A 12,797-nucleotide genomic window follows, 5' to 3' on the forward strand; every position below is an offset into this window, starting at 1 on the left:
AGGTTACAAATACCCTTCCGACCGAAAGCTCAGCTCGGTCGATTTGCCGATGATCAGGTGATCGTGCAGGGTCAGCCCCAAGGCCGAACAAGCATCCTGAATGCGGTTGGTCATATCGATGTCCGATTGCGAGGGCGTCGGATCGCCAGACGGGTGGTTATGGACCAATATCAAGGCCGAAGCATTCAGCTCCAGCGCCCGTTTCGCCACCTCGCGCGGATAGACCGGCACGTGATCAACGGTGCCTTTGGCTTGCTCCTCATCGGCGATCAGAACGTTTTTACGGTCCAGATAAAACACCCGAAACTGCTCGGTTTCGCGATGGGCCATGGTGGTGTGACAATAATCCAACAGCGCATCCCAACCCGAGATCACATGCCGCCGCATCACCCGAGCGCGCGCCATCCGATGGGCGCAAGCTTCAAGAATCTTCAGGTCCGTGATCACCGAATCGCCCACGCCTTTGGTCTGCCGCAGCCGTTCTTCCGGTGCGGTCAACACGCGGTTGAAATCCCCAAAGGCATCCAGCAAAGCACGTGCCAGCGGCTTTACGTCTTGCCGGGGGATGGAGCGAAACAGCACCAATTCCAGCAACTCATAATCCGGCATGGCCGCCGACCCGCCCGCCATGAAGCGTTCGCGCAGCCGCTTGCGATGGTCTTTAATGTAGGAGGGTAACCGACCAGAGGGCAGCGGCTGCGCTGGCGCTTCGTCCGTGTCAAACAGCATGGGGGCTTCGGCAAAGGCGTCCTGTGTCATGGGTTCATCCTGACGCAGAATCGGTTTCTGATTGGTTAACGCGCCTCCCCCGCCATGTGCGCGGTGGCGCGGCGGACGATCATGTGCAGAAGGATCGAGAACACACCCAGCGTCAGCATCGCCGCAAACATCAGGTCGGTCTTGGCGCGGCCATTGGCCAGCAGCATCAAATAGCCCAACCCTTGCGACGAGCCGACCCATTCACCAATCACCGCCCCGATCGGCGCATACACTGCCGCCAAACGCATACCCGAAGCCAACGATGGTAGGGCCGCCGGAATACGAATGTGCCACAGCACCGACCGTTTGCTGGCCTGCATCGTGCGTGCCAGATCCAGATAGCCCGGCGGTGTTCGCATCAACCCGTCAAAAAAGGACGACGTGATTGGGAAATAGATGATCAGCACCGCCATCGCGACCTTGGACCACAGGCCATAGCCCAGCCACAGGGTCAGCAACGGTGCCAGCGCAAAGACCGGCAGCGCCTGTGTGAACACCAGCATCGGTTGCACCAAAACTCGCGCGGCGCGCGAATTCGCCAATTGCAGTGCTGTGATGACGCCCAGCACCGTTCCGAAGGCCAAGCCTATGACAACTTCAACTGCGGTGATCCACGCATGCTCGGCGATCAACCACCTGTTTTGCCACCAGGTTTCGGCCACTAAGGCGGGTCCAGGCAGGATGAACTTTGGCAACCCGGTCAGGGTCACAATCCCCTGCCAGATGACCAGTGCAAACAGGGTGGCTGCCAGTGCGGACAGGTACTTCATGCTGCACCCTCCCGCAGAAGTCGTAGCAAAGCACCCTGAGTTTCCAGTGTCGCCAAATCATCCACGCTGCGCGGGGCCGGGGCATGCGGCGGTTCACAATGGGTCAGGCCATGTTCTGTCATGACAACAATGGATTGCCCCAAGCGCGCGGCTTCACCGGGGTCATGCGTGACCAAAAGAACGGTCCGTCCGGCCAACGCCTCGGCGGCCAGATCCTGCATATCCGCGCGAGTACGGGCGTCGAGCGCCGAAAACGGCTCATCCAACAGCACGATGGGCCGATCTTCCATCAGCGTTCGGGCCAGCGCGACGCGCTGTCTTTGCCCCCCCGACAACTCGGACGGTTTCTTGGTCATATGATCCTGCAGGCGCATCCGTTTGATCAGGCGGTCGCGCCGATCCAGGTCGGGCTTTTCGCCCCGCAGCCGCGCACCAAGTGAAATGTTCTGCGCCACCGTCGCCCAGGGCAGCAGAAGGTCATCCTGCGCCATATATGCCACCCGGTCCGAGACCAACAGACCGTCGCTGGCCATGATCTTGCCCGAGAAAGTGCCCCCGGTCTCAAGCCCCGCGATCAGCCTCAAAACGGTGGTTTTTCCCACGCCCGATCCGCCCAGCAAACAGGTCCAAGCCCCCGCCCCAAGGGACAGGGTCAGCGGCGCAAACAAAGTCGCGCCGTCGATTGTGGCTGATCCGCTGATTGTCAGATCGGGTGCAAGGGTCATGGGGTCAGGCCCATTTGCCAGAAGTTGACTTCCAACTCAGTTGCTGTGCGGAAGGTCTTACAGAGGCGATCCCAACGAGGAGAAGCCTCGAAATCCGCCCCAATGCGCCGAGTTAGAGCCGAATCCAGCAACTCTCCAACCGCTTTACAAGCGCCTTGATAATCCTCACCAGCATAAGTGTTGATCCAGTCTCGATAAGTTTCGGAGCTCGCTTCAGACGTAAGTCGCGCACCGATCTCACCATAACCCATGACGCAAGGCACCAGCGCTGCCAGAAGGTCCAGCAAATCACCACTGTATCCTGCTTCAAGGACAAAGCGGGTATAGGCGAGGTTCTCGTGTCTTTCCGGGGTCGCAAACAGCTCGGCCTGCGAAATACCTTCGGCTTCGCAAACACCGATATGCAGCTTCATCTCTTCGCTGATCAGGCCATTCACAGTACGTGACGCAGCCAACATCTCTTCGTGCGTTTCAGATTTCACCACTGCCAGTGCCCAAGCACGAGAGAAATGGATCAGGAAAACGTAATCCTGACGCAGATAGTGAAGAAACGCCTCGCGCGGAAGCGTACCGTCTTTCATCCCCTCGACAAAAGCGTGGCGGGTATAATCCCGCCACGGCTCTTGCGCTGCGTCACGCATCAACGCGAAGGCTTTGCCATAATCGTTCATTGCGCGGTCACATCGATGGTGATGTCGCTGACCGGAAGGATGCTGTCGATCATGCCGCTTTCGTTCAGGAACGCTTCGAACCGGGCATACCGACCGGCATCAAAACCTGCCGGGCGCAGCGCAAAACGTGGCAGCGTGTCGACCCAGGCACGGGCGTTCAGCTCATCCCGCAGCTCAGGTGAGGTGGCCGAGAAGATCTCCCAGCTTTTTTCTGGATTATTGACGATGTATTGGGTCGCCTTTTCGGTCGCGGCAAGAAAACGGGCGATCTTGTCTGCATCCATCGTTTCGGGGTTGGCGACGTAGATCAGCTCGTCATAAGACGGCACGCCTTCTTCCTCGATATAGAAGCAAGTGCCGGGACGACCTTCGATATCCATCTGGTTCAGTTCAAAATTGCGATAAGCCCCGATCACCGCGTCTACCTGACCAGTCATTAGCGACGGCGAGAGCGAGAAGTTGACGTTGATCAGCTCAACATCGTCCAGAGCAACGTCATATTTGCCAAGAACGGTGCCAAGGATGGCTTCTTCGACACCGGCAACCGAGAAGCCGATTTTCTTGCCCTTGAGGTCTGCGGGCGACTTGATCGGACCATCTTCCAACACCAGAAGGCAGTTCAGCGGTGTCGCGACCAGTGTGCCAACGCGTTTCAGGGGAAGGCCTTCGTGGATTTGCAGGTGCAGCTGCGGCTGATACGACACGGCCAGTTCCGCCTGACCGGCAGCCACCAGACGGGGCGGGGCGGACGGATCCGCGGGTGGGACAATCTCGACTTCAAGCCCCTGCTCGGCAAAATAGCCGTTTTCTTGCGCCACGATGATGGGTCCGTGGTCAGGGTTGATAAACCAATCCAGCAGGACGGTCATCTTGTCTTCGGCCCAAGCTGGCGCTGCAGCTAGAAGGGCAATGGCTGTCATCAGCTTTTTCATGTCTCGCGTTTCCTTTTCACTCACGAGGTTGAGGCCGCGACGAGGACGATCTCGCCTGGCCAATCCGATTGTATCTGTTCGGCTGCGCGCCACGACCGCAGGCCCGTAGCGCAGCACAGCGCTAGCCTTTTCCCTTTGTTAGGGTCTATTCTTAGCAAATTTTCCGGCGACATACGGATGGCATCTGGATGTGCTGGAACTGGTGCTTCTTCGATATCGCGCAGTTCCACGATCTGGTCGGTATCCGTCAGTTGATTGGCAGACAGGAACCGAAAGCATGTATTCGGCTCGGGTGCATCGTCAAAGCGGAACCCGGTGCTGCGCAGGGTACGCGCATCGTATTGCACCATCTGCCCCAAGGGTGATGGCTCCAATCCAAGAATCAGGTTGAACACCATTTGCGCCTGCATCGATCCGATCACGCCAACCACAGGACCCAGAACGCCCGCTGTGGCGCAGCTCGCTCCGCTGTCCGGCGCATCCGGGAACACAGCGCGCAGGGACGGAGCCCTGCCGCAGAAACCACCGACATAGCCCGAAAGCCCCAAAACCGAGGCGCTGATCAACGGTTTGCCTTGCGCCAGGCACGTGTCCGACAGGATATAGCTGGCCGCGTAGCTATCCGCGCAATCCAGAACGACGTCAGCTTGCGCGACCAGTGAAGCCGCGTTTTCGCTGGTGAGTTTCTGATGCAGCGCAGCAATCTCCACCTCGGCATTCAACGCGCGACATCGGTCAGCGGCGCGCACTGCCTTCGGGTGCCCGCAATCTGCCTCGGAAAACAGTGTTTGGCGGTGCAGATTCGACATATCGACCGTGTCACCATCGACAATCGTGATCCGCCCCACTCCGGCCCCTGTCAAATGCGGCAGGACCGGTGCGGCCAACCCGCCCGCGCCCACCACCAAAACTCGGGCGGCAGACAGGCGGCCTTGCCCTTCGGCTCCGACTTCGGGAAGAAGCGTCTGACGGGCGTATCGACTCATCTTGTGGCCTCGATCCATGCACGCACCCGCCCTTCGGGGTCAGCGTTCAGGGTAATGTCCGTGACGGCCGAGACAATATCGGCCCCGGCCTCCAACACACCTGCTGCACGTTCGACACTCATGCCACCGATGCCAACCAGAGGAATGTCACCAACCCGTGCCTTCCATTCGGTCACGCGGGGCAGGCCCTGCTGATGCCATTTCATCTTTTTCAGGATGGTTGGATAGACCGGTCCCAGCGCCACGTAATCGGGATCCATGGCCAGCACACGCTCAAGCTCATCATCATCATGGGTGGAAACCCCCAGCTTTAGACCCGCTTTTCGGATGGCTTTCAGGTCGGCATCGTCCAGATCCTCCTGCCCCAGGTGAATCCAATCGCAACCCAAATCGATGGCGTCCTGCCAGTAATCGTTGATCACCAAAACCGCCCCATAGGCGCGGCTGAGATCACGCGAGGCCGCTATCTGGTCACGCACCTTTTGATCCGGTTGATCCTTGACGCGCAACTGAACCAGTTTGACCCCCAGAGGCAACATCCGGCGCAGCCAGTCCGAGTGATCAAAGATTGGATAAAAACGATCCAGCGTCATGACAGGAATGCCTTTCCAACAACAGGGGTCGAGGGTTCGGCCATATCGCGCGCCTCGATCGGGTCCGCCTGATGGGCCAACTGCCCGGCCAGCGTCGCCTGCGCCATGGCTTTGGCCATTAGAACGGGATCTCCGGCGCGGGCCACAGCCGTGTTCAGCAGCACGGCGTCATAGCCCAGCTCCATCGCGTGGGCCGCATGGCTGGGCAGGCCGATACCGGCATCCACCACCAGCGGAACATCCGGAAACTCGGCCCGCATTGCACGCAGGGCGTATTCGTTATTCAGACCACGCCCGGACCCAATGGGCGCGCCCCAAGGCATCAACACCTCGCATCCCGCTTCCAGCAAGCGTTCGCCCACGATCAGATCGTCGGTGGTGTAGGGGAACACCTGAAACCCGTCGTCGGTCAGGATACGGGCGGCTTCGACCAACTGGAACACATCTGGTTGCAAGCTGTCCGTGTGTCCGATCAGTTCCAATTTGATCCACGGCGTTTCGAAAACTTCGCGGGCCATATGGGCGGTGGTCACAGCCTCTTTTATCGTGTGACAGCCAGCCGTATTTGGCAGGATCAAGACGCCCAGTTCCCGGACCATCTGCCAAAAGGTCTGCCCGGCACCGGATTCGCGGCGCAAGGATACGGTTGCGACCCCAGCGCCACTTTCGCGAAAGGCCCGTTCCAGAATGGCGGGACTAGGATATTGGGCCGTGCCCAGCATCAAAGGGTTTGACAGTTCCGTGTCGTAAAAGGTTTTCATCCTCACCCCCCCTGCATCGGCGCAACGACTTCGACCCGGTCGCCGTTGGTCAGTTTGTGCGCAATGCGCAGGCTGGACGGCACGAAGTCTTCGTTCACTGCGGTGGCGACACGGCCCGTGAACCCGCATTCGTCCAGCAGCTCGGCCAAATTTTGGGCGCGCACGTCGCGCGTCTCGCCGTTAAGCACGATCTTCATCGACCATCTCCGTATGTGTGTTGTCCAGCGCCAGATCCGCCACGCCCTGCGCCAACGCTGGGGCCAGAAGGTAGCCGTGCCGATAGAGTCCATTGGCATAGATTGTCCGGCCCAAGCGACGGATGCGGGGCAAATTGTCGGGAAAGGCAGGGCGCAGATCGACGCCGATTTCCAATACTTCAGCCTCACCAAAGGCCGGGTTCAGGGCATAGGCCGCGCTGAGCAGTTCCAGCATGGAACGGGCCGTGATGCGACTGCTGTCTTCGCTTTCGATCATGGTTGCGCCTAGCATGTAGACACCATCGCCCCGCGGCACGACGTAAAGCGGCATCCGGGGGTGCAATAGACGCACAGGACGCGTCAGTGTCACGTCGGGGCAGCGCACAACCAACATTTCACCCTTCACGCCCCGCAAATCATGAAGGTATTCGCGCGCGTGCAGACCGCGACAGTCGATTGTATTCTCAAGCTGCGCAGGGGCCAGTTTTTGGTGGAACTCCACCCCTTGCTCTTTCAACCCCCGGTACAGGTCCTGCAATGCCTGACGGGGATCAAGATGGGCTTCCCGATCAAAGAACAGACCCTTCCCAAATCCATGAAGATCAGGCTCTAATTCGGTAATTTTTACCCGATCTACATCTGTAAACGCTTCAGTCCGGCGCGCAAACCTGCGCAAGTCTGAAAGGTCTCGGGCATTGGCAACAACCAGAGTACCGCGCCGCTGCACCTGTGTGCGGCTGGCCCACCAACCGATGGCCTGCTGACCCAGTCTCAGCACCGGCTCTTCAGCGTTTTCGTATTCGCACCAGGGGGCCAGCATTCCCCCGGCCCACCATGAACAACCGTGCGGACCGGGCAGGCCGCCGGGATCAAACACCTGCACCTTCGCGCCGCGCGATATCAGTTCGCTGGCGACGGCCAGACCGGCAACCCCGGCTCCTATGACGGACCAAAGTGTCACTTGGACCAGACCTGATGGAAATGATGAACCGGACCATGCCCGGAACCCACGTTTAACTCATCCGCCCGCGTAATGGCGCCTTGCAGATATTCATGCGCTTGCGCAGACGCATTCTTCAAAGGCATACCCTTGGCCAAACCCGCCGTGATCGAAGATGACAAAGTACAACCCGTGCCATGCGTGTTTTTGGTATTCCGGCGCGGGGCCCGGAACTCTGCCACAATACCCGTCGGATCGATCAGCAGATCATGACACACCTCGCCTGCGCCGTGGCCGCCTTTCATCAACACCGCGCGCGCACCCAAAGCGCAAAGGGCCTGCCCCTGCGCGGCCATCTCATCCGGGGTTTCAGCCTCTTGTGCATCCAACAGGCGGGCGGCTTCGGGCAGGTTTGGCGTCAAAACCGCCGCCATAGGCAACAACACATCGCGCAATGTCTGGATTGCTTCTTGCGCCAGCAAGGCGTCACCGGACTTGGCGATCATTACCGGGTCTAAAACAACGGGTCCCTGAAAATCGGCCAACCCGTTGGCAACTGTTTGAATGATCTTTGGTGTCGCCAGCATACCGATCTTGACGGCTTTGACATCCAAATCGCTGAGCACCGCGTAAATTTGCGCCTCGATCACATCCAAAGGAATGCCGTGCACCGCTGTGACGGCCTGCGTGTTCTGTGCTGTGACGGCCGTGATCACACTTGCGCCAAAGACACCAAGCGCTGACATGGCCTTCAGATCGGCCTGTATCCCGGCGCCGCCGCCGCTGTCAGATCCCGCTATGGTCAAGGCAATTGCAGCCATGTCGTCGCTCCATCTTCTTAGGGCAACGATGCAGGAAAACTGTCTGTAATCATAAGACCGTTCCCTACGCCGGAATTGCCCGGATCAGGTTCGATGGGTTAGCGCAGCCGCGCCTCTCAGCCCTTCAGACAGGGCACCCCAACGGTTGAAGCGGACAATCTCAGCCACTGACGCCGAACGCAAGAGCCAATTGGACATTATTGGTCAGCAAACTGGCTATATCGCTGGACAGGATTTATGGTCTGAATACCCGAACCGCAGGCGCGAAAACGAAAGAAGCGCGGCACCCCGACCGGGAAACCGCGCCTCATGATCTGTATTGATGAAATCAGACGCGTGTTGACGTCTGGTGCAAGTCGATCAGCTTTTACCTTTCCAAGGTACCAGAACACGTTCAGCCCAGCGCATCAGCATGTCGATACCGAACCCGATGACACCGATCAGGATGATGCCCATGATCACGATGTCGGTGTTCTGGAATTTCGAGGCAACCATGATCATCATGCCGGCCCCTTTTTCAGCGGCGACCAGTTCAGCAGCCACAACCGTACCCCAGCACACGCCCATGGCAACCCGCGCACCGGTGAAGATTTCTGGCAACGAATTGGGGATGATCACATGGCGCATCACCTGCCACTTTGACGCCCCAAGGGAATACGCCGCGTGTACCTTAGAGATGTTCACGCCGGACACACCAGAACGGGCTGCGATCGCCATGATCCAGAGCGCCGCCAGGAACAGCAGGATGATCTTGCCACCCTCACCGATCCCCGCCCAGATAATCACCAGCGGGATCAGAGCCAGCGGCGGAACCGGGCGCATGAATTCGACGATCGGGTCGAACCACCCACGGAACCAGTTGGACAGACCCATGGCATAGCCCAAGGGAATGCCCACAAGCGATCCCAACAGGAAGCCCACGATCACGCGGAACAGCGAATAGCCCAGATGCTCCCAAAGGGTGAAGTTCCGGAAGCCTTCGCTGGCAATTTCGCCCAACCGTTCGAAAACGTTTTCCGGTGCTGGCAGCCAGATCGGCTCCATCTGCCAGCCTTTGTCCGGGTCAATGTTGAGCGTGCCACGCTGCGACATGACCACACGGCCGAAATCGGTGTTCACAACACCACCCGGCTGAATCGGCTGGCCATTCACGGCAACAATCTTGGCCCCTTCGTCGCGACCGATCTCATCATTTCGGTCAAGACGGGCCAATTTGCTGCGATAGGCCTGCACCACGACCACATCGTCTTTGGCAAAGCCATCGCCGGGCGCGACTTCGGGTTCGTCCACCGGCGCATCCGCAGGGTGCACGATCACCGTCACTGTGGCGTCATCGGTCTGCCCATCTGCCGTTTCAACCGTGTAAGTAAACGAGTCCTCTCCGACGTAAGGCCCGGGCGCGTGCAAGAAGGACGGCAACAAGACCGACCCGGTGAATGCACCCCAAAGCACGATGATGGCGACGATCGAGATAATTGACGCCTTACGATCTGAGACGACGGCGCTTTCATCGCCAAAAGTAACCGTTTTAAGAGACGTGAAATCATGGCGGTCTGTGCCGGCAGTCACAAGTTTGACCACAAAGAAGGCACCGATAAAAATCGCGATATAGATCAGAATGGGGATCATTGCGCTGCCTCCGTCCGACCCATGATTTCTTCTTCCATGTCCCAGATCATGCCCAGGATCTCTTCGCGGTTGATGGCAAATTCAGGGTGTTTCTTAACTTCACGCAGGTCCTGGTCGACACCCATATCCGCAAAGGGCAGACGATATTCCTTGTGAATGCGCCCCGGTCTGGGGGCCATCACCAGCAAACGCTCGCCCAGCAGCAGCGCTTCTTCCACCGAGTGGGTGATCAGGATGATGGTCTTGCCAGTCTCTTTCCACAGTTTCAAAACCAAAGACTGCATTTTTTCACGGGTCAGCGCATCCAGCGCGCCCAGCGGTTCGTCCATCAGGATGACATCCGGGTCATTGGCCAGACACCGCGCCAGCGCCACGCGCTGCTGCATCCCGCCAGACAATTCATAGATCGCCTTTTCCTTGAAGTCCTGAAGGCCCACGACCTCGAGCAGATGGTCGACCTCGGCAGCGTATTGCGCTTCCTTCTGGCCCTTCATTCGAGGACCAAAGCTTACGTTGTCCCGCACGCTCATCCATTCGAACAAGGCGCCCTTCTGAAACACCATGCCGCGTTCGGCATCAGGGCCGGTGACCGTGTGGCCGTTCAACACGATCTGCCCTTCGGTTGGGGCCAGAAAACCCGCGACGATGTTCAGCAATGTGGTCTTGCCGCAACCCGAGGGGCCCAGCACGCTCAGCAACTCGCCTTCGTTCAGATGCAACGTGACGTCTTTCAACGCCTGCACCGCCGTTCCGTTGGGCAAGTCAAAACGCATGGAGATTTTTTCGATGGATAAACCTGTCATATCCCTCTCTCTATAGATGAGGGCGCCGCCACACGCAGGCAGCACGCCCGATTGCCGGGGAAAGATTGGCGGGCGCATGGAATTGCGCCACGCCGGACCTTGTTACTTGCCGTCGGCAATCGTCATCGGCTCGGTGTTGACCGAGTTGTCATAGCTGTCCAGCGCACCGTCGATGCTGCCGGCCTCGACAAACACATCGGCCACGCCTTTCATGAAGGTCTGCACGTTGCCGCCCAGCCATTTCGACGACAGCTGATCATCCATGCTGGGGAAGCCCATCGTCCCGATCGCGGCACGCGCACCTTCAAGGTCCATACCGGATTCTTTGGCAACGACCTCAAGCATTGCGTCACCACCGGCACCCGAGTTCCAGCGCTCATTTGCATCTGCTGTCACTTGCAAGAACTGTGCGACCAGTTCCGGGTTTTCCGAGATAAAGCTTTCTGGAGCCGAGGTTACGTCGAACACCAGAATACCCAGCTCTTCTTTTTCTGCGCCGGTCAGCAACACGTTGCCGTGTTCTTTCATCCGGGACAGACCGCCGCCATATCCACAGGCGAAATCAACCGCGCCCTGGCTTAATGCAGCAGCGCCTTCAGGCGGGGCCATGTCGACAACTTCAAGGCCGGCCAGGTCGATACCGAAATGATCCATCTGGCGCAGGAACCCATAATGCGCGGCGGTGCCCAGCGGCACAGCGACCTTTTTGCCTGCCAGTTCGCTGGCATTTTCCTTGTCGATCTCCAGCGCTTCCGACACAACACAGTTGTCGTTCTCAGAATACGTCACAGCGACATCGACCACTTGAATCGCCTGACCTGCTGATGCAGCAACAACAAATGGCGGGATACCTTGGCTGACCGCGATCTGCACGTCGCCCGAGGCCATGGCCGCGCTCATCGCCGTGCCGGTTTCAAAGCTTACCCAGTTTACTTTGAGGCCAAGCGCCTCGTCATAGGTTCCGTTGGCTTTGGCTTCCAACATGGGAAGGGGCCATTCCAGGAAGTATGCGACAGTTAATTCTTCCAGATCCTGCGCAAGCACCGCATGGCTTGTCAGCGCAAGCACACTGGTCGCTGCGAGAGTGGCGAATGTTTTCTTCATAGTATCCTCCGGTTGGGTCATTTTTTGTTTTCAGCGTAAGCCGCCGTATTACTGTAGAGGGAGCGTTGGGTGCATCTTGCGGTACAGTGCCGCCCGTTTTTTGTTGTTGCACGCCGCCGATCTTGAAGCCCTATACTCTATCGTTCTGCAGAACAGCTTTTCAGAATTAAAACATTAGAGAGTGCATATTCTCTCCGTCAACTGTTTATTGCTCAACCCTGCAAGAACGGTCACACAAAGACTTGAAACGAGTATAATCTCGTCGTAGTTCTGCAATGTAATAGCTTTAGGAGCAGACATGGCGAGATCAACAGACAGCTCGATCGTCGCAAAGTGCGCTAAGATCATGGATGTCCTGACCCATGCCAAAAGGCCAATGGTGTTTTCGGACATTGTCACACAGACCGGTTTCGTCAAAAGCTCGTGCCACCGTGTCTTAGCCGTCCTGCAAAGCGAAGGGCTGGTCGAATATGAAAGAACTGGCAGAACCTACAAACCCGGTTCGCGGTTTCAGGATTGGGCGCGTGCCGGGTTCCGCCATCCCGATCTTCAGCAAGTTGTGGCCGAACCTGTAGACCGTCTGAGCGAAGCGACCGGTATGAACATCGCGTTGTCTGTGCTGGATGGTGATACCATTCTTTACTTGCGGACGTCTAACCACGTTGCCGTACGGTATGCCGCACGCCCGGGCGATCATGCCCCGCTGCACTGCACCGCTGCGGGTAAGGTTTTTCTTGCCTTTATGTCCGAGAATCAACGCCGTTCCGTGCTCGACTCAGCCGGGTTGGAAAAGTTCACCGAGTTCACCCGGACCAGCCTGCCAGAGCTTGAAGCGGATCTGGATGTCGTTCGGAACCAGAGCTATGCAATTGTGGTAAAAGAGGAATTTCTACAGGTCATGGGCATGTCCGCCCCGATTTGGAATGAACAAGGCAAGGTGGCTGCCTGCCTTTCTGCCTGGACATTTACGGCAGAATACACGCCTGAGGAATTGCTTGCCCATCTCGACATGCTGAAACAAACCGCCGCTGAGATCTGCGCCCGGATCGGAGGCGAGGCCCCGGAAAACTTCGACTTGACGACCTGAGCACTACTATCGAATATTG

15 protein-coding genes and 1 riboswitch are annotated in these 12,797 nt (G+C 58.1%); of the genes, 1 reads left to right on the top strand and 14 read right to left on the bottom strand.

All coding sequences use genetic code 11. The features are described from left to right. Window positions 1–3: 3 nt before the first annotated feature. From radC to ALB80_RS13495, 14 genes are all read right to left on the bottom strand, one after another. Entirely contained in the window at window positions 4–759 is a 756-nt protein-coding gene (radC, locus tag ALB80_RS13430; RefSeq protein ID WP_050604590.1) for a DNA repair protein RadC, read from the bottom strand. Window positions 760–794: 35 nt separating this feature from the next. After that, window positions 795–1,529 (bottom strand): ABC transporter permease, encoded by a 735-nt coding sequence (locus ALB80_RS13435; RefSeq protein ID WP_050604591.1) that lies wholly within the window; start codon window positions 1,527–1,529, stop codon window positions 795–797. Then, a complete protein-coding gene (locus tag ALB80_RS13440; RefSeq protein WP_050604592.1) occupies window positions 1,526–2,254 on the bottom strand; it encodes an ABC transporter ATP-binding protein in 729 nt (242 codons plus the stop codon). The genes ALB80_RS13435 and ALB80_RS13440 overlap by 4 nt, the downstream gene beginning before the upstream one ends. After that, window positions 2,251–2,925, bottom strand: a complete 675-nt coding sequence (gene tenA / locus ALB80_RS13445; RefSeq protein WP_083445308.1) for a thiaminase II — start codon at window positions 2,923–2,925, stop codon at window positions 2,251–2,253. The genes ALB80_RS13440 and tenA overlap by 4 nt, the downstream gene beginning before the upstream one ends. Continuing rightward, window positions 2,922–3,857 carry an ABC transporter substrate-binding protein gene (locus ALB80_RS13450; protein WP_050604593.1) on the bottom strand — a complete coding sequence of 312 codons (936 nt, stop codon included), beginning with the start codon at window positions 3,855–3,857 and terminating at the stop codon, window positions 2,922–2,924. Before ALB80_RS13450 ends, tenA begins: the two co-directional genes overlap by 4 nt. Before the next feature lie 20 nt (window positions 3,858–3,877). After that, a complete protein-coding gene (locus tag ALB80_RS13455; protein WP_050604594.1) occupies window positions 3,878–4,843 on the bottom strand; it encodes a HesA/MoeB/ThiF family protein in 966 nt (321 codons plus the stop codon). After that, window positions 4,840–5,436, bottom strand: coding sequence for a thiamine phosphate synthase (locus ALB80_RS13460; RefSeq protein ID WP_050604595.1), 597 nt, complete (start codon window positions 5,434–5,436; stop codon window positions 4,840–4,842). Before ALB80_RS13460 ends, ALB80_RS13455 begins: the two co-directional genes overlap by 4 nt. After that, window positions 5,433–6,197, bottom strand: coding sequence for a thiazole synthase (locus tag ALB80_RS13465; protein WP_050604596.1), 765 nt, complete (start codon window positions 6,195–6,197; stop codon window positions 5,433–5,435). The genes ALB80_RS13460 and ALB80_RS13465 overlap by 4 nt, the downstream gene beginning before the upstream one ends. A gap of 2 nt (window positions 6,198–6,199) precedes the next feature. Next, window positions 6,200–6,394 (bottom strand): sulfur carrier protein ThiS, encoded by a 195-nt coding sequence (gene thiS, locus ALB80_RS13470; RefSeq protein ID WP_050604597.1) that lies wholly within the window; start codon window positions 6,392–6,394, stop codon window positions 6,200–6,202. Then, window positions 6,378–7,355 carry an FAD-dependent oxidoreductase gene (locus tag ALB80_RS13475; RefSeq protein ID WP_172677892.1) on the bottom strand — a complete coding sequence of 326 codons (978 nt, stop codon included), beginning with the start codon at window positions 7,353–7,355 and terminating at the stop codon, window positions 6,378–6,380. Before ALB80_RS13475 ends, thiS begins: the two co-directional genes overlap by 17 nt. Continuing rightward, complete coding sequence (gene thiD, locus ALB80_RS13480) at window positions 7,352–8,155, bottom strand: bifunctional hydroxymethylpyrimidine kinase/phosphomethylpyrimidine kinase (protein ID WP_050604599.1); 804 nt, start codon at window positions 8,153–8,155, stop codon at window positions 7,352–7,354. Before thiD ends, ALB80_RS13475 begins: the two co-directional genes overlap by 4 nt. Before the next feature lie 44 nt (window positions 8,156–8,199). After that, a riboswitch (TPP riboswitch) is annotated at window positions 8,200–8,306 on the bottom strand. A gap of 209 nt (window positions 8,307–8,515) precedes the next feature. After that, entirely contained in the window at window positions 8,516–9,784 is a 1,269-nt protein-coding gene (locus ALB80_RS13485) for an ABC transporter permease subunit (RefSeq protein ID WP_050604600.1), read from the bottom strand. After that, window positions 9,781–10,587, bottom strand: a complete 807-nt coding sequence (locus ALB80_RS13490; protein WP_050604601.1) for a taurine ABC transporter ATP-binding protein — start codon at window positions 10,585–10,587, stop codon at window positions 9,781–9,783. The genes ALB80_RS13485 and ALB80_RS13490 overlap by 4 nt, the downstream gene beginning before the upstream one ends. A 102-nt stretch (window positions 10,588–10,689) precedes the next feature. After that, the gene (locus ALB80_RS13495; protein WP_050604696.1) at window positions 10,690–11,691 is read right to left on the bottom strand and encodes an ABC transporter substrate-binding protein; all 1,002 of its coding nucleotides are present in this window, start codon (window positions 11,689–11,691) and stop codon (window positions 10,690–10,692) included. 298 nt (window positions 11,692–11,989) lie between these two features. Here ALB80_RS13495 and ALB80_RS13500 point away from each other — a divergent pair, with 298 nt between their 5' ends. Beyond that, window positions 11,990–12,778, top strand: a complete 789-nt coding sequence (locus tag ALB80_RS13500; protein WP_050604602.1) for an IclR family transcriptional regulator — start codon at window positions 11,990–11,992, stop codon at window positions 12,776–12,778. Window positions 12,779–12,797: the final 19 nt, after the last annotated feature.

Source organism: Ruegeria sp. 6PALISEP08 (assembly GCF_001238295.1).
GTDB lineage: Bacteria > Pseudomonadota > Alphaproteobacteria > Rhodobacterales > Rhodobacteraceae > Ruegeria.